This window comes from uncultured Faecalicoccus sp. (genome assembly GCF_944327125.1).
Classification (GTDB): Bacteria; Bacillota_I; Bacilli_A; order Erysipelotrichales; family Erysipelotrichaceae; genus Faecalicoccus.
In genome coordinates this window covers 1-23164 of the sequence record NZ_CALVGO010000012.1, presented here as the reverse complement: position 1 = coordinate 23164, position 23164 = coordinate 1, and the positions used below count along the sequence as shown (strand labels likewise).

The following is a 23164-nucleotide window of genomic DNA, read 5'->3' as shown; positions in this document are numbered from 1 at the left end:
TTATTGTATAATCATTAATGTCTATTTTTGTATATTTTTAAAAAAGGAGAACAACAATGAAAGCACATGATTTTAATGAAGTTGTAAATCATATGAAGACATCTGGCTTTGTTTATCAAGGTTCAGAAATATATGGAGGTCTTGCGAATACTTGGGATTTTGGACCTTTAGGTGTTGAGTTAAAACAAAATATCAAGAACGCCTGGTGGAAACGTTTTATTCAGGAAGATGCCCATAACGTAGGGATCCAGAGTGCTATCTTGATGAACCCGAATGTTTGGGTGGCCAGCGGACATGTCGGAGGATTCAGCGATCCTTTGATGGATTGTAAAGAATGTAAATCGCGTTTCCGTGCCGATCAGCTCATTGAAGATGCAACACATCATGAAGTAAGTGTCAATGGTTGGTCCAATGAGGAAATGGAAAACTATATCCGTGAGCATGAGATCGAATGTCCAAAATGCGGCGCAAAGAATTTTACGGATATTCGTCAGTTTAATCTGATGTTCAAAACATTCCAGGGCGTTTTAGAAGATGCCAAGAGCACTATTTACCTTCGTCCGGAAACGGCACAGGGTATCTTTGTCAACTTTAAGAACGTACAGCGTACAATGCGTAAGAAACTTCCGTTTGGAATCGGTCAGATCGGGAAAAGTTTCCGTAATGAGATCACACCTGGAAACTTTATTTTCAGAACCCGTGAATTTGAACAGATGGAGCTGGAATTTTTCTGTCAGCCTGGAACCGATCTGGAGTGGTTCAAAACGTATTGTCAGCGCTGCGTACAGTTCTTGAACGATTTAGGAATTGATTCAAATCATATCCGTTTGCGTGAGCACGCCAAAGAAGAGCTGGCACATTACTCCAATGGAACCAGCGATATTGAATATAATTTTGCCGATCCGATTGGATGGGGCGAACTGTGGGGTATTGCCGATCGCACCGATTTCGACTTGAAGGCACATCAGGATACAAGCAAACAAAGTCTGGAATATTTCGACCCTCAGACCAATGAAAAATATATTCCTTATGTCATTGAACCAAGCGTAGGTGTAGAAAGATTGTTGTTGGCATTGATGTGTGAAGCCTATACCGTTGAGGAGCTGGAAAGAGATTCTCGCGTTGTATTAAAGCTTCATCCATATTTGGCCCCTTATAAAGTGGCTGTGCTTCCTTTATCTAAAAAACTGCAGGATAAAGCGACAGAAGTGTTTGGGGAACTTTCTAAACATTTTGCCTGTACATATGATGAAAATCAAAACATCGGAAAACGTTACCGCCGTCAGGATGCGATTGGAACCCCTTATTGTGTGACGATTGATTTTGATACACTGGAAGATGAGTGTGTAACGATTCGTGATCGCGATACGATGGAACAGGAGCGCATTGCGATCAAAGATTTAAAGACATATATAGAAGAGAAAATTCAATTTTAGTAGGTGGATATTTTGAGCTGGATCAAAGAAGAGGACATGCGTGCGATACGTCAGCAGGCAGATATCGTTGACATTTTATCTCATTATTTGTCTCTGACAAAAAAAGGAAAGAATTATGTGGCGGTCTGTCCTTTTCATGATGACCACGATCCAAGTCTTTCGATTTCGGTGGATAAACAGATCTATAAGTGCTTTGTATGTGGAGCGGGTGGAAATGTTTTTACATTTGTGCAAAGAATCGAAAATATTTCATTCCCGGAGGCGGTATGTAAAGTGGCTCAGATGATTGGCTATCCTTTACAGATCGAAGCCCCAGCTCCTAAAGAAGACGCCAGGGAAAAACCATACTATGATGTACTGCAGTCATATATCCAGTTTTGTTCCTATGAGCTTCAAAGCGAAGAAGGATTTCCGTGTATGGAATATATCCGGTCCAGACATTTAAATGAAGATATACTTCGCCGGTTTGAGATTGGATATGCTCCCGATGATGCACGGTCGCTAAATTTTTTTCAAGCGAAAAAGTATTCTCAGGATCTGCTCTTGAAAACAGGACTGATTCATCAAGGAGACAAGGGAATCAGGGCTACTTTTTTTGACAGACTAATGATTCCCATCCATGACGATCAGGGAAATCCAGTAGGATTTACAGCCCGAAGACTTTCTCGGAATGCAGATGTTCCCAAATACATCAATACATCACAGACAGAAATTTACGAAAAAGGAAATCTGATCTTTAATTATCATCGGGCCAAAAGTTTTGCCCGTAAAAATCAGCGGGTGATTCTTGTGGAAGGGGCAATGGATGTTCTGGCTTTTGAAAAAGCAGACATTCATGAAAGTATTGCGTGTCTGGGAACAGCTTGCACCAAAGCTCAACTTTTACTGATCAAAGCATTAAAGGTGCCTGTGACGGTATGTTATGACGGAGATCGGGCAGGCCAGGATGCGACGTATAAGTTTTGTTCCATGGCACTGGATATGAATCTCGATATACAGATCGTAAAAAATCCTTCGCAAATGGATCCGGATGAAATCTACGAATCCAGCGGGGGAAAAGGACTTCTAGATCTGATCAAAAAAACGATTTCTCCAGCTGAGTTTTATTTAGATTATTTAACGAAAAAATATGATCTAGAAAATTATGAAGATAAACGTAAGTTTATCGACATCATGGCGGATTGTATCAAAAAGACATGTACCGATCTAGAAAAGGCAAATTATTATGCAAAGATAAGGGTCATGACAGGATTTGATCTCTCGCTTTCCGACCAGAAAAAGATTCCCTCAGCACAGGCTCAAAAGAAACGTCAAGTGGTCTTTCTTCAGAATCCAAAAAATGGAAGGGATCTGGCGGAAAGAAACTGTTTGAATATGATCTTACTGAGTAAGGATGCAGCGCTGCGTTTTAAGGAGGACATAGGTTTCTTTAAAAACGAGCTTTGCAATCAACTTTCTTATTATTGTTATGATATCTATCGTCATCGTGATCGCATCGATTTTGATGAATTGATATCCAGGATAGAAGAAGAAAATGTTCGCAATTTTTTGTTAGACCTATTATCGGATTCTTTTCGATCAACAGAGTATGACGAAAAGCTTTTCTTAGATTGCATCGATAAAATCAAAGAATGTGCTTTTCAAGAGCAGATTGACCAAATCAATCAAAGAATCAAAGAAACCGTAGATAGTATTGAAAAATTGGAACTTGCGCAAAAAAAGAAAGAATTGATCATTAAAAAGAATGATCTGCGTCGAAAGGAAGGGTAATATGAACGAAGTTGCTTCTATAAAAAAGAAATTCAAATCATTGGATGAGGCCCAGGAATTTTTACTTTCCTGCAAAGACAAGGATATGGATATTTCGCAGAATCAATTTATGGAATCCATCAATGATCTGGGATTGAACGATGATGAGCTGGATGCTTTATATTCGTGGTGTGATGACCATGAGATCGCATTCATGGATGAAGGCATCGAAGACGAAGATTTTGACCTGGATGTTGAAGAAGAAGATCTGGATTCCGATATTGACGATACACAGGATGAAGAAAGTTCCATTGAAGATGAGATTTCCCATTTGGAACAGTCTTTTGCCAATGCAAGTCACGCCAAGATCAATGACCCGGTAAAAATGTATTTAAAGGAAATCGGACAAATTCCTTTGCTGGATCCAAAGGAAGAACCAATCATTGCCAAAAGAATTCAGAATGGGGATGAAGAAGCCAAACAACAACTGATCTCCAGTAACCTTCGACTGGTTGTTTCGATTGCCAAGAAATATGTTGGCCGCGGCATGTTGTTTTTGGATCTGATCCAGGAAGGAAACTGTGGTTTGATCAAGGCTGTCGAGAAATTTGACTATACAAAGGGATTTAAATTTTCAACGTATGCGACTTGGTGGATTCGTCAATCGATAACGCGTGCGATTGCCGATCAGGCAAGAACGATTCGTATTCCGGTGCATATGGTGGAAACCATCAACAAACTGACCCGGATCCAGCGTCAGCTGGTCCAGGATCTGGGCCGCGATCCGCTGCCAGAAGAAATCGCAGAAAAAATGGAGAATATCACGGCCGATAAAGTTCGTGAGATACAGAAGATTGCCTTAGATCCAGTAAGCTTGGAAACACCGATCGGAGAAGAAGACGATTCTCATTTGGGTGATTTTATCGAGGATAAAGAAACCCTTTCCCCAGACGATTATACAAACAATCAGCTGTTAAAAGATGAGATCAATAACGTGCTCCAGGGCTTGACCGAACGGGAAGAAAAAGTTCTTCGGTTGCGTTTTGGACTGATGGACGGCAGAACCCGGACATTGGAAGAAGTTGGGAAGGAATTCAATGTAACCCGAGAACGAATCCGTCAGATCGAGGCGAAGGCATTGCGAAAGCTGAAACACCCGAATCGTTCGAAACGATTAAAGGATTTTGTGAAGTCATAGTGGCTCTTTCAAAACGACTCCAAAGGATCGTCGATCAGATTCAGGGATCCTGTCTTGCGGATATAGGATGCGATCACGGTTATGTTGTGATCGAGGCTCTCAAACAAAACAAAGTAAAAAAAGCATATGCCTGTGACGTAGCGCCTCTTCCTTTGGAAAATGCTCAAAGGAACATTGAGGCTGCCCATCTTCAAAATCGGGCGCAATGCCTCTTGATGAATGGAATCGAGTCTCTTCCTGAAGATGTCGATTGCATTGTGATGGCCGGCATGGGCGGTTCCTTAATGATTGATATCTTAGAACGAGGAAAAGTTCGAGTCGGTACAAGATTTTATCTTTCTTGTCATAAAGATACTCCATTATTAAGGAAATATCTTTTACAACACGGATTTTCGATCGAAAAGGAATGGATCATTCAGGAAGACAGACATTTCTATCCTTTGATTCAATGTGTTTATACCCGAAAGCCTTGTTTGAAAGTGTCGGAAAAAGAATTATATTACGGTGTTTCCCTGGAATTTGATAAGGATGCCGGTTCCTATCTGGAAAACGAAAAAAAGAAGTGGACCAAAATCTTTCAACAAATGCCTCCTTCTAAAAGAAAAGAGGCACAAATTCGCCTCCAATACATCAATGAATTGTTAGACAGGTTCTAAGCCTGTCTTTTTTCGTCCAGGATCTTATGCAGATCAATTTTTTCTTTAGGGCAAGGATAGTGAATCAAATATTCGTAGACCTGTTCCATCAAGTAAGTCGGGGTACTGGCTCCACTTGTGATCGCAATATGTCTGGCGTTTTGGAACATTTCCGGTTTTAGCTGCTGCAGATCTTCGATACGGTACACGTTTTTGATGGCCGCACTGACGCCCATAGCACAAAGTTTTTTTGTGTTGTTGCTGGAAGGGTCTCCTACGACAATTAAAGTATCGACATTTTGATCCTTTAGCGCAAGAATGGCCTCTTGCCGAACCCGGGTTGCATTACAGATCTCATCATAAATGGAGGCATCCGGATAGATCTCTTTGATCTTAGCGAACAGATCTTTGATCTCGATCACAGACATTGTGGTTTGGTTGGTCACAAAGATGTTTCCTTTAAGATTTTTAGGAATATCTTCTATCTTCTCAATAAGAAATACACGATCATTTTCAGAATAAATAGCTTCAGCCTCCGGGTGTCCTTTTTTTCCGATATAGAAGACATAGTATCCTGCATTCAACTTTTGTTCTACGAATTTTTGCGTTTGAAGAACAAAAGGACAGGAAGCATCCACAATGGTCAATCCTTTCTTGATGGCTTTTTCCTTTACCGATTGATTCACACCATGTGCGGTAAAGATCACAATACCCGATTCGACCAAATCAAGAAGTTCCCATCTGGTTTTTGAAGGGTCTTCTACTGTTTTTAAATCATAAAGCGTTAGTGCTTCTTTTACATAATTGTTGTGGACCAGATTTCCCAAGATCGTAATGGATTCATTGGGATGAAGTTTACGGCATTCCTTGGCCATTTGAATGGCTTTCAATACACCGCCGCAATATCCTTGCGGCTTTACTTTTGTTACTTTATATTTCATATTCATAATTATATAGTTAAGTATTTGTTTTGAAAACTGAATTATGTTATCATGGATTGGATTTTGAGAGGTGATGCATATGGAAAATAAGAACATTGTGGAACAAATCATGGAAATTGAACATTTTCATTCACTGACTCCGATTCAAAAATCCGTTGTCGAACGAAAGAATAAAACGCGGGATCTGATTGGTATTTCCAGTACAGGATCTGGGAAAAGCCATGCTTTTTTTATGGCCATCTTTGAACAGATCGATCCATCTTTGAAACATGTTCAAGCCATTATCAGTACACCGACACGTGAACTCGCCTTTCAATTGTATGAGCGCTGTAAAACTTTAGCCAGTCATTTTGGAGTTACGGTGAAACTGATTACCGGAGGCATGGATAAAAATATGGGAGAGACCCAGCCGCAAATCGTAATTGGTACGCCGGGAAGAATGAAAGATCTTTTTATTGATGAAAATACTCTTCGACTGGATACAGCGAAAATGATGATCATTGATGAAGCGGATATGACTCTAGAATTTGGCTTTCTTGAAGATATCGACAGAATTCTTTCTAAATTGGATAAGAAAGTTCAGCTTATGGTATTTTCGGCTACGATTCCTGAAGCCCTTCAACCTTTCTTGAAAAAGTATTTATTTGATCCTTTTATGATTTCCATTGAGGACAGTCAGAATTTTGAAAGTGACATTCATCATATTCTGGTTCCTTGCAAGCATAAAACATATTCAGATAAATTATTGGACGTCTTGAAAACAATCAATCCTTATGTTTGCCTGATTTTTGCCAATACAAACAAAGAGGCACATCAAATTGCCTGCGATCTTCGTGAACATGGATATGATTTGGTCGAACTTCACGGTGATTTGGAATCTCGGGAAAGAATGCAGGCCATCCGAATGATCCAGTCACAGAAGAAAAGTTATATTGTGGCCAGTGATATTGCCAGCCGTGGTATCGATCTTGAGGGGGTCACTCATGTCATCTCTTGCGGATTTCCTAAAGATCTAAAATTCTATATTCATCGCTCGGGACGTACAGGCCGTGCTCAGCGTGATGGTACCTGCATTGCCCTGTATCGGGAAACCGACAATATTGCGATCAACGAATTGAGCAAACAGGGCATCGTATTTGAACATAAGGATATTCGGAATCACCAGTGGGTCACTTTAAGGCCGTATGGACAAAAACGCAAAAGAACACAAGATCCGCTTCAAAAGGAAATTGAAAAAATTGTTTCGAAAAAGACAAAAAAAGTAAAACCAAATTACAAAAAGAAAAAAAGAGAAGAGATCGAACGCTTAAAAAGAAAACGAAAAAGAGAAATTATTCAAAAAGATATTCAGCGGCAGAAAAAGGAAAGGGCGAAAGAAAAACAGCGTCAAAAAAGGATTGAATCATGATTTATCTAGGAAGTCATGTCTCATTAAAAGCACCGGACTATTTTCTGGGCAGTATCAAAGAAACGCTATCTTATGGCGCCAATGCCTGTATGATCTATACGGGAGCACCTTCCAATACGCGAAGAATATCCATGGACTCTTTTAAAATCGAAGAGGCAAAACAACTGATGGTACAACATGCGATTTCTATGGACCATGTTATTGTTCATGCACCGTATTTGATCAATCTGGCCAATGTGGTGAAACCTCAAACGGCGCAGTTTGGTGTTGAATTTCTTAAAAGTGAATTAGAACGTACCGCTCTTTTGGGCGCCAGCTATCTTGTTCTTCATCCTGGAAGTCATCTCAAACAGGGCTTGGAAACAGGCATATCCAGTATCGTAAAGGGATTGAACGAAGTTTTAGATTCGGATGCCAGTTCAGTTTGTATTGCTTTAGAAACCATGGCGGGAAAGGGCAGTGAGATCGGCCGCAGTTTTGAGGAACTTGCCATGATCATTGACGGGGTCCACAAACAAGATCGAATCAAGATTTGTCTGGATACTTGTCATATCCATGATGCCGGATACGATGTATCAAATTTTGATCGGGTTTTGGATGAGTTTGACAGAACGCTTGGCCTGGAACGTTTAAAAGTCGTTCATGTTAACGATTCTAAGAATCCAAAAGGTTCACACAAGGACCGTCATGCCAATATTGGACAGGGATATATCGGACTGGAATCGCTGGCAAGAATCGTACATCATCCAAAATTGTTGGATGTCACAAAGATTTTGGAAACGCCTTATATTGATGGCGTTGCTCCTTACAAAAGAGAAATTGAGCTCTTGCGCAATATTAAATAAAAAAATCGATGCGTTAAAAGGCATCGATTTCTTCTTTTAATATAGTTACCATTTCAGATTGAGGAATCTTTTTAATGATTTCTCCTTTTTTTATCAACAAGCCTTCATTTTTTCCTCCGGCGATTGCGATGTCGGCATGTTTGGCTTCGCCAGGCCCGTTGACAGCGCATCCCATGATGGCTACAGTGATGTTCTTGTTGATTGTCTGAAGATATTGTTCGATTTCATTTACGACCGGTTCCATATTCCATTGCGTTCTTCCACAGGTAGGGCAGGCGATAAGATTGGGCACATTGTCTATCAGGCGACACGATTTCAACAGTTCTTTCACGATCGGGATCTCTTTTTGCGGAGCTCCATTGACACTGATTCGAATCGTGTTTCCAATGCCATCCAATAAAAGTGTACCTAAAGCCAGTGAACTTTTGATGGCGCTGGTCATCATGGTCCCTGCTTCGGTTACGCCTAAATGCAATGGATAGTCAAAGGCTTGAGCGGCTTTGCGGTAAGTTTCAATACAAAGAAGGGGGTCACTGGATTTAAAGGACAATACAGTATCATAAAAATCCAGATCTTCCAAAATAGAAACATGACGCTTCGCACTTTCAATCATGCCTTCGGCGGTAGGTTTTCCATATTTTTCGTGGATATCTTTTTCAAGGGATCCGCTGTTGATGCCGATGCGAATCGGAACATGGTTTTCTTTACATTTTCTGACGACCGCTTCTACATTGGAACGGCTTCCGATGTTTCCTGGGTTTAGACGAATTTTATCGGCTCCGGCCTCTATACAAGCCAATGCCAATTTATAGTCAAAATGAATATCAGCTACCAGGGGGATGTGAATGTTCTTTTTGATGTGGGATATCGCTTGAGCATCGTCCATGTCCATACAGCTTACGCGGATGATTTCGCATCCCATATTTTCCAAAGTTAGAATTTGATCTGTAACTTCTTTTACATGAGAAGTTTTTATATTACACATGGATTGGATATATACGTGGTCATTGTTTCCTAAAGGAAGATCTTTAACGAAAACCTGACGTGTCTGATTCCGTTTCATCTTATCAACTCCTAATAGAAGTATACAAATATAAGCATTTAAGAACAAGTGACAAAACCAAGAAAATATGTTTAAATTGAGCACATAGGGGGAAATTATGTCGCGATTTTTTAAAAACATAAAAAAACGGATAAGTACCTATTTTTCTCGTGGCCTCGATCAACCAGTCGACCAGGTTATTTCAAAACGCATCCTGGCTTTTGCGAGCATGGTCGTTGTGATTTTTTTGATTCTATTTGTTCGTTTGATCTATATTCAAGTGTTTTCCAATGAACGGTACGTCGCTTTGACCGATGATTATACCAGCGTGACCCAATACATTAGTGCGCCAAGAGGACAAATCTTTGACGCAAAGGGAAATGTTCTGGCAAAAACGGTCGTCAGCCATAATATTGTTTATACATCACCTAATAATATGACAACCGATGATTATCTGTTATATGCCAATCGTATTGTCTCGGTGTTTGATGTTGATGTGAAAGATTTTACTTACAATGATCTTGTTGATGCCTATATTGCGTACACATCCTTAATGGATGAGGACGACCCACATTATCGATGCCGTCATCTTTTCAGTGATTCAGAATGGGAGAACATTCAAAATGGTTCAATGTCCAGTTCTAAACAGACGCAGCTGATCTATAAACGGGTGAGTCAAGATGATCTTGATGAGATGTCGGATGATGAAAAGAAAATCTACGGAATTTATACTCGTATGACCACATCCAATGCCGCTTCTTTAGAAAATGTGATTCTGGAAGATATCAGCGACGACGATGTTGCCTACCTTGTGGAACACAAAACCGAATTTCCTGGTTTTGATGTCGATTTTGGAGGCTGGAAAAGAGAATATCCTTACGGGGAAACTTTATCGGATGTATTAGGATCGGTAACCACCAGTACGGAGGGCCTTCCCAGTGAAAATATAGACTACTACCTTCGTCGAGGGTTCCAGTACAATTCACCGGTAGGGCGCTCGGGAATCGAGCTGTATTATAATGATTATTTATCCGGAGTCAGTGAAGAGTCCATTATTACGTATGATTCCAATGGACTTGCCCATAAAGAGGTCACTCGTTCTGCTCAAAAAGGGAATGATCTTATATTGACGTTTGACATTGAGCTTCAAGAAAAACTGGACCAGACGCTTAAAACGGTTCTTGAAAGAGAAGGTGGAACGGAAGGGCGTGAAGAGTTTGACAGTTTGTTTACTTGTATGATGGATCCTAATACAGGGGACGTACTGGCAATGTCGGGTTATACGATGGATCTGGATTCAAAGAAGCTGACCTATTTTGCCTCTGGAAATTATGTATCCCTGGTCAATCCTGGTTCCTGCATTAAAGGAGCCACGATCTATATGGGACAAACTGAAGGCGTTGTAAAAGCCGGAGAAGTGATTGAAGATGAAATCATGAATATTGGCGGGGAAGAGTTTGGTTCCTTCCAAAATCATGGCCCTGTTGACGACATTGAAGCTTTGGCGGTTTCCAGTAATGTTTATATGTTCAATATTGCGATTCGATTGGGAGATGCTGAATATAAAGAAGGACAAGCGCTGGAGATGGAAGATGTAGGGGGTACGCTTGATTTGATGCGTTCTTATTATTCGATGTTTGGTTTAGGAAATAAGACGGGCATCGATCTTCCTGGGGAAGTCAGCGGTTATATGGGATATGGAAACGTTCCTGGAATGACGTTGAACTATTCGATTGGTCAGTTGGACATGTATACCCCGATTCAGCTTTTACAGTATGTTTCAGCCATTGCCACACGGGGAAACCTTTATCAGATCCATGTGATGGACCAAATCAATGAAAGTAATTCACAAAACGTCGTAGAATCGTATTCGGTTACATTAAAATCGAGTTTGTCCAATCAAGAGTCTCTAGACCGCATTCGTCAAGGCTTTCGAGCTTGTGTTACTTCGGAAAACTGTGGGGATGAAATCAATGAACTGGATGTGGAAGTAGCCGGTAAAACAGGAACAGCCGAAGTAGGAGAAACCACGACGGCAAATTTTGTAGGATTTGCGCCTTACGAAGATCCAACGATGAGTTTTGCCTGTGCGGCTCCAACCAGTGCTGAAAACTCTCAGAATCTTAAAAGTAATATTTGTGTTTATGACGTGATGCCGGAAGTCTTACAGACTTATTTTGAACTCTATCCGAATGGATAATTTTAAATTCTTTTGAATAGGTTGACGAAAAAAAAGGGAAATGCTATGATTTTTTCATCAAAGCGATGAATTAGATCAGTAAAGGTCGACAGCTATACAGAGAACTGCTGGTTGGTGCAAAGCAGTTGGTTAGTGCCTTGAACTCACTAAGGAGCTGATAAGTAATGTTATCCGTATTTTCTGCGATAAAGAAAGTTAAGTGCACAGGTTCTGTGAACTAAGGTGGTACCGCGTTATTAACGTCCTTAGATAAGGACGTTTTTTTTATGAAGGAGGAATATTGATGTACGATCACAAGACGATTGAAAAAAAGTGGCAAAACCGATGGTTGAAAGAAAAAACATTTGCGTGTGATACATCGGACTTTTCTAAGCCGAAATACTATGTGCTGGATATGTTTCCTTATCCCAGCGGAAACGGTCTGCACGTAGGTCATCCTGAAGGTTATACGGCAACCGATATCATTGCCCGTAAAAAACGAATGGAAGGCTATAATGTTCTGCATCCAATGGGATGGGATGCTTTTGGATTGCCGGCTGAACAGTTTGCTTTGCAGACAGGACATCACCCGGCTGAATTCACAAAACAGAACATCGATCATTTCCGTGCACAGATCCAGTCTTTAGGATTCAGCTATGACTGGGATCGCGAAATCAGTACATGTGATCCATCTTATTATAAATGGACACAGTGGATCTTTACCCAGCTTTATAAAAAAGGATTGGCTTATGTGGATGAAATTCCTGTCAACTGGTGTCCGGAATTAAAGACGGTTCTGGCCAACGAAGAAGTCATCGATGGGAAAAGTGAACGAGGAGGCTATCCGGTCATCCGCAAACCGATGCGGCAATGGGTATTAAAAATTACAGCTTATGCCGAAAGACTTTTGAAAGATCTGGATGAAGTCGACTGGCCGGCTTCTACCAAAGAAATGCAGCGAAACTGGATTGGAAAGTCACAGGGAGCCAATGTCGTATTTAAAATTGATGGACACGACAAGGAGTTTACTGTTTTCACCACACGCTGTGATACACTGTTTGGAGCGACTTACTGTGTCATGGCACCAGAACATCCTTTTGTCTCTGAAATCACGACACCGGAGCAAAAAAGCGAGGTAGAGGCGTATCAAAAACTATGCCAGACCAAATCCGATTTGGAACGTACGGATCTGAATAAGGATAAAACGGGTGTATTTACAGGTGCTTATGCGATCAATCCTGTTAATGGAAAAAAAGTTCCTATTTGGATCAGTGATTACGTATTGGCAAGTTATGGAACCGGTGCCATCATGGCCGTTCCCGCCCACGATACCCGTGACTATGAATTTGCCAAGAAGTTTGGTTTAGAAATCATTCCGGTTCTTCAAGGCGGCGATGTCACAAAAGAAGCCTTTACAGAAGATGGGGTTCATATCAATTCAGAATGGCTGGATGGCTTAAATAAGGAAGAAGCGATTTCTAAAATGATCCACTGGCTGGAAGAAAATAAGGTTGGAGAAGCCAAAACCACTTATAAGCTACGCGACTGGCTGTTCTCACGTCAGCGCTACTGGGGCGAACCGATTCCTATCGTTCATATGGAAGATGGAACCATGCGCACTGTCGATGTAGATGAACTTCCTCTTGAACTTCCGGCAACCACAAACTTTAAACCAAGCGATACAGGAGAAAGTCCGCTGGCGCATTGCAGCGACTGGCTGTCTGTTGAAATCGACGGTGTCAAAGGAACCAGAGAGACCAACACGATGCCGCAATGGGCTGGTTCTTGCTGGTACTATATTCGCTACATAGATCCGAAAAATGATAAGGCAATTGGAGCACCGGAATTGTTGGAACACTGGTTACCGGTTGACTTGTATGTTGGCGGTGCGGAGCATGCGGTATTGCATCTTCTTTATGCCCGTTTCTGGCATAAGGTGCTGTATGACTGCGGTGTGGTAAAATCTAAAGAACCATTCCAGAAACTTTTCCATCAGGGTATGATCCTGGGTTCCAATGGAGAAAAGATGAGCAAATCCCGCGGCAATGTCATCAATCCCGATGAAATCGTGGAAAGCCATGGTGCGGATGCCTTACGTGTATATGAAATGTTTATGGGTCCATTGGAAGCGGCTTTACCTTGGTCAACAACCGGTTTGGATGGAACCAGAAAATGGCTGGAAAGAGTGAATCGATTCTATACCGAAGTGGCCAATATGACCGATGAAAACGATCATGCATTGGATAGGGTCTATCATGCCACGGTGAAAAAAGTTACGCATGATATCGATACTTTGAATTTCAATACAGCGATTTCGCAGATGATGATCTTTATCAATGAGTGTTACAAGGCAAAAACAATCTATAAACCGTATGCGATTGGTTTCTTGAAGATGTTTAGTTGTTTTGCCCCTCATTTAGGCGAGGAACTGTGGGCTATGATCTTTGAACAAAAGGATTCCATTGCCTATGAACCATGGCCAACGTATGATGAAAAAATGCTGGTGGATAAAACGGTAATGATCGTCGTTCAGGTCAATGGTAAAGTTCGCGGTAAATTTGAAGCAGCGGTCGATCTTGATGAAAAAGATATTGAAAAGATGGCTTTGGAACTGGAAAATGTTCAACATCAGATTGAAGGGAAAACAATTCGTAAAGTCATCGTTGTTAAAGGGAAAATTGTAAATATCGTTGCGAATTAATGTAGAACAAGTGGGTTCGATAGGAACTCACTTTTTTTGTAAAGGCTTACACAAAATGTAAAAGTTTTCATTCGGTAAGAAAAATGTGAAAAAAATTGAAAAATATTCTTGCAAACACAAAAGAGGATGTATATAATATACACATGTTCATAAAACGAGCACAATAGGAGGAAAGATATGAAGAAACTATTATCTGTTGTAGCTGCAGCCACTATGGCTTTATCGTTAGCTGCATGTGGTTCAGGTTCTGGAAGCGATGGTAAAACATTTACTTTTGCCAGCGAACTGGATATCAAAAACCTGGATTCCTGTGATGCCGATGACGGTATGAGCTTTAATGCGATGCATGCTGTTATCGATGGCTTGATGGGATTGGATGAAAATGGTGATATTACTTACGCACTTGCTGAAGATCACCAGGTCAGTGATGATGGACTGACACATACATTCAAAATCCGCGATGCCAAATGGTCAAATGGAGACGAAGTAACAGCGCATGACTTTGTCTATGCCTGGCAGCGAATCATTAAAAACGTTGGAAACTATGCCTATATGATGGGTACCGGCGGTGCTTCTATCGTTGGAGCCGATGAATTGATGGCCAAAACAGAAAACGGTGAAGAATTGACCGATGCCGATCTCGAGACTTTAGGAGCTAAGGCTCTGGATGATAAAACATTGGAAGTTAAACTGACAAGTCCAGTTGCTTACTTTGAAGAATTAATGACATTCCCTTGCTACTATCCAATCAATGAAAAGTTCTGTGAAGAACAGGGAAGCAATTACGCAAAGAGCGCAGATGCCATTCTTTCTAACGGAGCATATATCATGGATACATGGGAACCAGGATCAACGGCTACCTTCTCTAAAAATGAAGATTACTGGAATGCAGACGCTGTTAAATTAGATTCTCTGGTAATGAACCTGGTTCAGGAACCAGCTGTTGCCGCACAGAACTTTGAGAGTGGAATCAACGATTACGCTCCTATCAACTCGGATCTGGTTGATCAGTACAAAGACGATGAAAGTTTCATTTCTTTCAACGAAGGATATTTATTCTATATTCAGGTAAACTTCAATAATACCGATCTGCAGAACCAGAACTTACGTAAAGCCTTGTCTTTATCGATCAATCGTGAAGACTTCGCAAACAATGTGTTAAAAGATGGTTCTAAAGAAGCGAATGGATTTATTCCAGCTCAGTTATCCATCGGTCCTGAAGGACAAGATTTCCGTGATGATGCTTCCGATTATACAGAATATAATGTTGAAGAAGCACAGGCTGCTCTAGATCAGGCTTTAAGTGAATTAGGAAAAGATGAAGTTACATTGAGACTGCTTTATGGTACAGATGAATCGCCAATGGATACGATGGCCACTTATCTGCAGAACGCTTTCTCTAAACTGAAAGGTTTGAACATTGAAATGGTAGCTACGACAAAACAAGACCGTATCTACACAAAACAGGCCAACCGTGACTTTGATTTGGCATGTACTCGCTGGGGTCCAGACTACAGTGATCCTACAACATACCTGAACCTGATGATCACAGGAAATTCAAATAACTATGGTGACTGGACAAATGCAGAATTTGATTCTCTGATGTCACAGATCGCAACAGAAGCCGATCTCGATGCTCGCTGGCAGATGATGATCGAAGCAGAAGGTATCGCAATGAGTGATTACGCCAATATCCCAGTGTTTGAAAAGGGTACTTCCGCTTTGAAAAACACGGCAGTCAAGGGATTGGTACAAAAACCAGTTGGTGTACCTTACACATTCACATACGTTGATATTGAAGGTTAATTAATCTTGAGTTGAATTTATAATAAACACAATACAGCTCATCACTGTGTTGTGTTTATTTTTTAGAAGGAGGATTTTTGATGTCTAAGTCTACGGTTCGCTATATCCTTAGACGTCTGGTTATTTCACTTATTACATTGTTCGTGATCCTGGTCGTACTGTTCTGTATGGTTCGCTTCTTACCGGGCTCTCCTATCAACAATGAGCATTTAAGTGATGCCCAGCGTGCGGCAATTGAAGCCAGCTATGGTTTAAATTTGCCACTACCACAGCAGTTTGTAAAATACATGAGTGGAATGCTGACAGGCGATTTTGGCGTATCAATGAATTTATATCGCGATATGCAGGTTTCTTCGCTTGTTGCGACTCGTGCGCCTATTTCTTTTTTCCTTGGTTTAAGTGCCTGTATCTTAGGAACTTTGGTAGGAATCTTGTTAGGTGTTGTTGCCGCTTTAAAAAAGAATACAATTTGGGATACTTTGGCTACGGTACTTTCGGTTATCGGTGTCTCTATTCCTTCTTTTGTATTCGCAATGCTGATTTTGATGATTTTTGGAACTAATCTGCATATTTTACCTACCATGTATAGTTCCAGTCAGCCTATTTATTCGGCAATCATGCCAATCATTGCGTTGTCGATGAGCGTTATTGCCAATGTGGCCCGTTTTACACGAACGGAAATGATCTCGGTTTTAAATTCGGATTATATTATGCTGGCAAAGGCTAAAGGACTTTCACGAAAAGATATTATTTTAAAACACGCTCTTCGGAATACTTTGATTCCTATTGTCACGATTTTAGGACCGATCCTGGTTAACCTGATGACGGGTACAATGGTTGTTGAAAAGATTTGTTCAGTTCCAGGTTTGGGACTCTTATTGATCAATAGTATTCAGGCTTCAGACTACAATGTCATTCTGGCTTGTTCGTTCCTGTATGCCGCCATGTATATTATTATGATGCTCGTGATCGATGTTTCTTACGGTATTATTGATCCGCGTATCCGTTTAGGAAAGGATGAATGATTATGACCCAGAGTGAAGCTTTGAAAAAATATCAATTTCAGCCGGAAGATTTTCAGTTAGCTCAACATCGTGATGCTTTGGAAGTTGATCAAGTCATGCCGGCACGTCCTGCGTGGAAAGATTCGATCAATTTATTTTTAAGAAACAAAGGTGCTGTTATTGGAATCATCTGTATTGTGATCATTACTTTGTTTGCTATCTTTGCTCCTATGTTGTCCAGTTGGAAATACGATGATATCAATACTTCGATTCAAAATATCTCTCCTTGTGCTCAACATTGGTTTGGAACCGATACCCTGGGACGTGATCTTTGGGTTCGGCTATGGCAGGGAACGCGTATTTCCTTGTTTGTTGCCGTAGCAGCTATTCTTATTGATGTTGTGATCGGTGTGACCTACGGAATGATTTCCGGATATTTTGGCGGAAAAGTTGATTCCGTTATGCAGCGTATCCAGGAAGTAATCAACTCCATACCTACTTTGGTTGTATTGACGATCTTACTGATGGTCATGAAGTCCAATTTATTTACGATCATTATGGCTTTGGCCTTTACAGAATGGATCGGGATGTCCCGTATCACCAGAGCTCAGGTGCTGAAGACCAAAGAAGAAGAGTTTGTTCTGGCTTCCCGTACGTTGGGCGCCGGCAGTTTCTTCATTATTTTTAAAGAAATCTTACCTAATATTTATTCGCAGATGATCATCATGGTTATGATGTCCATTCCAAATGCGATCTTTTATGAAGCCTACTTGTCTTTTGTCGGATTGGGTTTACCGATTCCAGAAGCCAGTCTGGGTACTTTGATCAATGATGGTTTCAATACTTTGACCATCACACCTTATCAGATGACGATCCCGGTTATCGTATTCTCCATACTGATGTTGAGTTTCAACCTGGTAGGAGATGGTCTTCGTGATGCCCTGGATCCTACGATGAAGGAGATGTAAAAAAATGGAACAACAAAGAGAAAGAATACTAAAGATCAGAAACCTAAATATCTCCTTTAAGACAGGAAACGGAAAAGTCAATGCGGTTCGTGGTGTGAACCTGGACCTTTATAAAGGAGAAACTATCGCCATCGTGGGTGAGTCAGGATCTGGTAAATCCGTAACGACAAAAGCGGTTATGGGACTTTTAGCCAATAACGGAAACATTGATTCTGGTATGATTGAATATCATTGGAACGATGAGTATACAGGGGAACCTAAGACGGTTGATATCTGTCAATTGTCCGAAAAGGAACTTCAATCGGAGATTCGCGGGCGAAAGATTGCCATGGTTTTCCAGGATCCAATGACTTCATTGAATCCAACGATGACCATTGGAAAACAAATCATGGAACCCATGATTTATCACTATAAAAAATCAAAAAAGGAAGCCTATGAAAAAGCTCTTGAACTTCTGGAGCTTGTAGGAATAACGGATGCTGAAAAGCGTATGAAGAATTATCCACATCAGCTATCCGGCGGAATGCGGCAGCGCATCGTTATCGCGATTGCGCTCAGCTGCGATCCGTATGTTTTGATCTGTGATGAACCGACCACAGCCCTGGATGTTACAATTCAGGCCAAGATTTTGGAACTGATCCAGGATATTCAAAAGAAGAAACAGTTATCGGTTATTTACATCACCCATGATCTGGGGGTTGTTGCCAAGGTCGCCGATTATGTTAATGTTATGTATGCCGGTAAGATCGTAGAAACAGGCACGATCGATGAAATTTTCTATGATCCAAGACATCCTTATACCTGGGGCTTGTTATCTTCTATGCCAGATCTTGATACGGATGACGATGTATTGTACACGATTCCAGGTTCGCCGCCGAATCTGTCACACGAAGTCCAAGGGGATGCTTTTGCTCCTCGTAATGAATTTGCGTTGAATATCGATTTTAAAGAAGAACCTCCAATGTTTGAGGTTCCCGGATCTAAATCGCATAAGGTGGCCAGTTGGCTCATGCATCCAAATGCACCGAAAGTTGAAATGCCGGAATCGTTAAAGAAACGTCTTCAAAAAATGAAAGAGAAAGGAGATGCCAAAGAATGAGTGAACAACCGATTTTAGAGGTAAAAAATCTAAAACAATACTTTAAAGTCAGCCGTAAATTTACAGTGAAAGCGGTTGACGGCATCTCTTTTAAAATCATGCCGGGACAGACATATGGTTTGGTTGGTGAATCTGGATCTGGAAAATCTACGACAGGACGCAGTATCATTCGACTTTATAAACCGACCGACGGGGAAGTCATTTTTAATGGAAAAAACATTTCTGGACAAATGACCAAAGAAGAATTGAAATTATTACGAACCAAGATGCAGATGATCTTTCAGGATCCCATGGCGTGTTTGAATCCTCGTCGTAAAGTAATGGATATCATTGCGGAAGGATTGGATATTCATAAGGAATATAAAACGGAACAAGAGCGGGAACAAAAGGTATATGATATGCTAGAGCTGGTAGGTTTATCTAAAGAACATGCCAACCGCTATCCGCATCAGTTTAGTGGTGGGCAAAGACAGCGTATCGGAATTGCTCGTGCTTTGGTTATGAGACCGCAGCTGGTGATTGCCGATGAAGCAATTTCTGCACTGGATGTTTCTATCCAGGCGCAGGTTGTCAATTTGATGAAGAAAATTCAAAAGAAAACCAATACGGCTTATTTGTTTATTGCACATGATCTAAGTATGGTTAAATACATTTCAGATCATATTGGTGTTTTACACTTAGGCCATCTGGTAGAAACGGGAACAACGGATGAAATCTTCAACAATCCGATCCATCCTTATACAAAGTCTTTGCTCAGTGCAATTCCAGAGCCGAATCCGCGTGTCGAAAAAACGCGCAAGTCGCAATCTTATGATTATGAAACAAGCGGAATCGACTACCATAAAGGAACAGAACATCATGTAGAAGGTACACATTATGTACTGGCTACGGATGAAGAGTTTGCTCAGTGGACAAAATAGTTCAATAGAAGCCATAGAAGAAATTCTATGGTTTTTATAATTTACAGGATTTTTACAGAATGTTTTTTTTGATGATTTATAATAGGAAAAGGTGAAACAGATGACTTATGGAATTATTGATATTGGATCGAATACGATTCGTCTTAACATATATAAAATAGAAGGTCGAAAATTTGAGCTTTTAATGTCTAAAAAAGAATCCGCCGGTCTTGTTCAGTATGTAAAAAAAGGACAGATGACAAAAGAAGGGATTGAAGTTTTGGCAGAATGTCTGGAACGATTTAAGGAATTGATGAAACTACTTCATATCGATGGCTTTTCCAGCTTTGCGACCGCTTCTTTACGCAATATAGACAATTCTCAGACTGTGATAGATATCATTAAACAAAGATGCAATATTGAGATCGATCTATTGAGCGGAGAAGAAGAAGGAATTATCTCGTTTCATGGTGCGCTTCACGGACTCAGATACGACCATGGGATCTATATAGATTCAGGAGGAGGTTCTTCGGAAATTCTTTCGTATGATCAAAGTAAAGTGTTTTTCTCCAAAAGTTTGCCTGTTGGGTCGCTCAATCTTTTCAATAAATATGTAAAGAATATTTTTCCCGACGTGCAGGAAGTCAAGCTGATTCGCGAAAGAATCGAAAAGGAATTGGAAAAAACTGTCGACTCTAAAAAGTGCCGTTGTGATGTGATATCTGTTACAGGAGGAAGCATGCGTGCTGTACGAACGCTCCTGGTCAAGATGAATTATATCGATGAATCCACTTTTGAAATCAAGTCTTCCATGTTGTCCGATCTTGTCAAGAAATTGATGGAGGATCCAGAAAAAACCGTGCATCTTTTCTTAAAAGTAAAACCAGATCGTGTTCATACCTTGATGCCGGGTCTTCTGATTATTGAGACCATCGCAAAATATACGAAGTCGAAAAAGGTCCAGGTATCTATGTATGGTATCCGAGAAGGATACTTGCTTGATAAAATTATAGGAGGTTAATATTGTGCATCCCAAAAAGTTTCCATTTACACAAAACAGAGAATTATCCTGGCTAAAATTCAATCAGCGCGTTTTAGAAGAGGCGCTGGACTCTCGTGTTCCTTTGTTGGAGAGAATCAAGTTTCTTTCGATTTTCACAAGCAATCTAGATGAATTCTTTATGGTTCGCTGTGGAAGCTTATACGATCTTTCTTTAGTGGATCCGGATTCGATCGATAAAAAAAGCGGGATGACGCCAAACGAGCAGCTGGATGAAATTTTCAAGGAAGTGCATTCCCTCTATCGAATGCGAGATCAGGCTACTAAGCAGATTTCTCCTGTTTTAGAGTCTCTTCATATCGCCTCTTTATCAAAAAAACAACTTTCGAAAAAACAAACAAAATTTATTCACCAGTATTTCGATAAACAGGTTTTACCAGTTTTAAGTCCTCAGATCATTGATACGCACCATCCATTTCCTCATTTGATCAATAAGGCGTTATATATTATCGTGGAGGTCAAAGAAGAAGGGATTGTAAAAATGGGCATTATTCCCGTTCCTGAATTTCTGAAAAGAATCGTTGAACTTCCTGATGGAGATGGAAACTATATGTTGTTGGAGCAGGTCATACTACACAACGTTGATAAGATTTTCTCCAAAAGTTCGATCCTGTCAAAAACGATCATTCGTGTTACGCGCAATGCGGATATCAACTTAAATGAAAAAGAAATCGATGAAGATGAGGATTATCGTTCCTTTATGAAGAAAATTCTCAAGAAACGAGCCAGGTTGATGCCCATTCGTCTTGAAATCTATAAAGATGCGCCAGACTCGATCGTAAAATATCTGTGTGATAAACTGGATATTAAGGAAAATCAGGTTTTTATTTCTAAAACACCCCTGGAATTAAGTCATCTGTTTGATGTGATTGGTAAATTGCCGGATGAAATCAAGGGACCGCTTCTCTACACGCCTTTTACGCCACAAAAAAATAAGTATTTAAGACTCGATCGTCCGATTATCGATCAAGTGCTGGATCATGACTCGATCCTGTTTTATCCTTATCAGGATATAGAACCCTTTTTACAACTGTTGAAAGAAGCAGCAGAAAATCCGATCGTTAAATCAATTAAGATCACGATTTATCGTCTCGCAAAAAATTCCAGAATCGTCCGCTATTTGACCAGAGCGGCTGAAAACGGAAAAGATGTAACGGTGTTGATGGAGTTAAGAGCTCGTTTTGATGAAGATCATAATATTATGGCAGCGGGTGAATTGGAAGAAGCTGGATGTACTTTGCTATACGGTTTTGAAAACTATAAGGTCCATTCAAAGATTTGTATGATTTCGGTTCAAAATAAGAAAGGAGAATTAAAAACCATAACTCAGATCGGTACAGGGAACTATAACGAAAAGACAAGTCGTATGTATACGGATATATCTTATATAACGGCAAGTCCACTTATTGGTGAAGATGCCATTCACTTTTTCCAGAATATGGCTTTATCAAAGCTGGATGGCAAATATGATCATTTGCTGGTCTCTCCCCATGCTTTAAAGGATGCCTGTCTGCATATGATCGATGAGGAAATCTGGAAAGCGCATAATGGAATTGAAGCCCAAATACTTTTGAAGATGAATTCTTTGACGGATCTTGATTTGATTGTAAAATTATCGGAAGCCTCAAGAGCCGGTGTAAAAATAAAGATGTTGATCCGCGGAATCTGCTGTCTTATCCCGGGTCTAAAAGGCCATACTGAAAATATTGAAGTTTTCAGTATAGTCGGAAGATATTTGGAACATTCGAGAATTTATTGTTTTGGAACCAAAGAAGAGTCAAAAGTTTATATCTCGAGTGCCGATTTCATGACTCGAAACACAGAGAAGCGTGTAGAGATAGCTTGTCCAATTGATGATCCGCAATTAAAGAATGAAGTTATGGATTATTTTGAAATCATGTTAAGTGATAATGTAAAGATTCGAAAACTGTGTTCAGATTCAAACTATGTTTCCTTAGATACGGAGGATGAACCTTTCATTGCTCAGGAAGTTTGTATGGCCAAAGCCGTACATCAGGCACAACTCCTATCAGAAATGGAGGAACTCTCCTGGTTTGAAAAAATGAAGAAATGGTTCCAAAATGTATAGTCGATAAAAAAGCTGTCAATCAGACAGTTTTTTTTTATATCTATACCAATGAAAACGTTTACAGGAAGATAAGAACAAAACGGACCAAAAAAAATAAAAAAAAGG

General features: G+C 40.4%; 17 protein-coding genes and 1 other annotated feature. Of the genes, 15 read left to right on the top strand and 2 right to left on the bottom strand.

Features of this window, described 5'->3' with window-relative positions:
• The first annotated feature begins 56 nt into the window (after positions 1–56).
• From Q0K03_RS02800 to Q0K03_RS02785, 4 genes are read left to right on the top strand one after another with little or no spacing between them, the layout of a single operon-like run.
• Positions 57–1436, top strand: a complete 1380-nt coding sequence (locus Q0K03_RS02800) for a glycine--tRNA ligase (RefSeq protein ID WP_297237487.1) — start codon at positions 57–59, stop codon at positions 1434–1436.
• Between the two features lie 12 nt (positions 1437–1448).
• On the top strand, positions 1449–3206 hold the full coding sequence (gene dnaG, locus Q0K03_RS02795) for a DNA primase (RefSeq protein WP_297237485.1): 1758 nt from the start codon (positions 1449–1451) through the stop codon (positions 3204–3206).
• A 1-nt stretch (position 3207) separates the two neighbouring features.
• Positions 3208–4383 (top strand): RNA polymerase sigma factor RpoD, encoded by a 1176-nt coding sequence (rpoD, locus tag Q0K03_RS02790; protein WP_297237483.1) that lies wholly within the window; start codon positions 3208–3210, stop codon positions 4381–4383.
• Complete coding sequence (locus Q0K03_RS02785; protein ID WP_297237482.1) at positions 4383–5039, top strand: class I SAM-dependent methyltransferase; 657 nt, start codon at positions 4383–4385, stop codon at positions 5037–5039. Before rpoD ends, Q0K03_RS02785 begins: the two co-directional genes overlap by 1 nt.
• Here Q0K03_RS02785 and ispH read toward each other — a convergent pair.
• A complete protein-coding gene (gene ispH, locus Q0K03_RS02780; protein ID WP_297237480.1) occupies positions 5036–5959 on the bottom strand; it encodes a 4-hydroxy-3-methylbut-2-enyl diphosphate reductase in 924 nt (307 codons plus the stop codon). The two genes, Q0K03_RS02785 and ispH, sit on opposite strands and share 4 nt — an antisense overlap.
• Positions 5960–6038: 79 nt before the next feature.
• Here ispH and Q0K03_RS02775 point away from each other — a divergent pair, with 79 nt between their 5' ends.
• Both Q0K03_RS02775 and Q0K03_RS02770 read left to right on the top strand, forming a co-directional pair.
• On the top strand, positions 6039–7367 hold the full coding sequence (locus tag Q0K03_RS02775) for a DEAD/DEAH box helicase (RefSeq protein ID WP_297237479.1): 1329 nt from the start codon (positions 6039–6041) through the stop codon (positions 7365–7367).
• Positions 7367–8212, top strand: coding sequence for a deoxyribonuclease IV (locus tag Q0K03_RS02770; protein WP_297237511.1), 846 nt, complete (start codon positions 7367–7369; stop codon positions 8210–8212). The genes Q0K03_RS02775 and Q0K03_RS02770 overlap by 1 nt, the downstream gene beginning before the upstream one ends.
• 13 nt (positions 8213–8225) lie before the next feature.
• Here the strand turns inward: Q0K03_RS02770 and ispG are convergent, their stop codons facing one another.
• Positions 8226–9275: a flavodoxin-dependent (E)-4-hydroxy-3-methylbut-2-enyl-diphosphate synthase gene (gene ispG / locus Q0K03_RS02765; protein ID WP_297237477.1), complete on the bottom strand. Its 1050-nt coding sequence runs from the start codon at positions 9273–9275 to the stop codon at positions 8226–8228.
• 97 nt (positions 9276–9372) lie between these two features.
• On the opposite strand from ispG, the gene Q0K03_RS02760 reads away from it, so the two are divergent.
• The 9 genes from Q0K03_RS02760 to ppk1 all read left to right on the top strand — a co-directional run bounded on the left by Q0K03_RS02760 (position 9373) and on the right by ppk1 (position 23059).
• Positions 9373–11454, top strand: coding sequence for a penicillin-binding protein 2 (locus Q0K03_RS02760; protein WP_297237475.1), 2082 nt, complete (start codon positions 9373–9375; stop codon positions 11452–11454).
• A 56-nt stretch (positions 11455–11510) separates the two neighbouring features.
• Positions 11511–11704: a binding site (T-box leader), on the top strand.
• Between the two features lie 30 nt (positions 11705–11734).
• Positions 11735–14134, top strand: a complete 2400-nt coding sequence (gene leuS, locus Q0K03_RS02755; protein WP_297237474.1) for a leucine--tRNA ligase — start codon at positions 11735–11737, stop codon at positions 14132–14134.
• 177 nt (positions 14135–14311) lie between these two features.
• The gene (locus tag Q0K03_RS02750; RefSeq protein ID WP_297237472.1) at positions 14312–15940 is read left to right on the top strand and encodes a peptide ABC transporter substrate-binding protein; all 1629 of its coding nucleotides are present in this window, start codon (positions 14312–14314) and stop codon (positions 15938–15940) included.
• 80 nt (positions 15941–16020) lie between these two features.
• Positions 16021–16965, top strand: coding sequence for an ABC transporter permease (locus Q0K03_RS02745; protein ID WP_297237470.1), 945 nt, complete (start codon positions 16021–16023; stop codon positions 16963–16965).
• Positions 16966–16967: 2 nt separating this feature from the next.
• Positions 16968–17912 (top strand): ABC transporter permease, encoded by a 945-nt coding sequence (locus Q0K03_RS02740; protein ID WP_297237468.1) that lies wholly within the window; start codon positions 16968–16970, stop codon positions 17910–17912.
• A gap of 4 nt (positions 17913–17916) precedes the next feature.
• A complete protein-coding gene (locus Q0K03_RS02735) occupies positions 17917–19011 on the top strand; it encodes an ABC transporter ATP-binding protein (protein ID WP_297237466.1) in 1095 nt (364 codons plus the stop codon).
• The gene (locus Q0K03_RS02730; protein WP_297237464.1) at positions 19008–19931 is read left to right on the top strand and encodes an ATP-binding cassette domain-containing protein; all 924 of its coding nucleotides are present in this window, start codon (positions 19008–19010) and stop codon (positions 19929–19931) included. Before Q0K03_RS02735 ends, Q0K03_RS02730 begins: the two co-directional genes overlap by 4 nt.
• Positions 19932–20031: 100 nt before the next feature.
• Positions 20032–20931, top strand: a complete 900-nt coding sequence (locus tag Q0K03_RS02725; RefSeq protein ID WP_297237462.1) for a hypothetical protein — start codon at positions 20032–20034, stop codon at positions 20929–20931.
• A gap of 4 nt (positions 20932–20935) precedes the next feature.
• A complete protein-coding gene (gene ppk1, locus Q0K03_RS02720; protein ID WP_297237460.1) occupies positions 20936–23059 on the top strand; it encodes a polyphosphate kinase 1 in 2124 nt (707 codons plus the stop codon).
• Positions 23060–23164 lie beyond the last annotated feature (105 nt).

Excerpts from the sequence above, each read along its gene's own strand:
- Q0K03_RS02745 (WP_297237470.1), top strand. The coding sequence starts at position 16,021 with ATGTCTAAGTCTACGGTTCGCTATATCCTTAGACGTCTGGTTATTTCA.
- Q0K03_RS02800 (WP_297237487.1), top strand. The coding sequence starts at position 57 with ATGAAAGCACATGATTTTAATGAAGTTGTAAATCATATGAAGACATCT.
- Q0K03_RS02750 (WP_297237472.1), top strand. The coding sequence starts at position 14,312 with ATGAAGAAACTATTATCTGTTGTAGCTGCAGCCACTATGGCTTTATCG.
- Q0K03_RS02775 (WP_297237479.1), top strand. The coding sequence starts at position 6,039 with ATGGAAAATAAGAACATTGTGGAACAAATCATGGAAATTGAACATTTT.
- rpoD (WP_297237483.1), top strand. The coding sequence starts at position 3,208 with ATGAACGAAGTTGCTTCTATAAAAAAGAAATTCAAATCATTGGATGAG.
- Q0K03_RS02760 (WP_297237475.1), top strand. The coding sequence starts at position 9,373 with ATGTCGCGATTTTTTAAAAACATAAAAAAACGGATAAGTACCTATTTT.
- ispH (WP_297237480.1), bottom strand. The coding sequence starts at position 5,959 with ATGAAATATAAAGTAACAAAAGTAAAGCCGCAAGGATATTGCGGCGGT.
- Q0K03_RS02725 (WP_297237462.1), top strand. The coding sequence starts at position 20,032 with ATGACTTATGGAATTATTGATATTGGATCGAATACGATTCGTCTTAAC.
- Q0K03_RS02740 (WP_297237468.1), top strand. The coding sequence starts at position 16,968 with ATGACCCAGAGTGAAGCTTTGAAAAAATATCAATTTCAGCCGGAAGAT.
- Q0K03_RS02730 (WP_297237464.1), top strand. The coding sequence starts at position 19,008 with ATGAGTGAACAACCGATTTTAGAGGTAAAAAATCTAAAACAATACTTT.
- ispG (WP_297237477.1), bottom strand. The coding sequence starts at position 9,275 with ATGAAACGGAATCAGACACGTCAGGTTTTCGTTAAAGATCTTCCTTTA.
- Q0K03_RS02735 (WP_297237466.1), top strand. The coding sequence starts at position 17,917 with ATGGAACAACAAAGAGAAAGAATACTAAAGATCAGAAACCTAAATATC.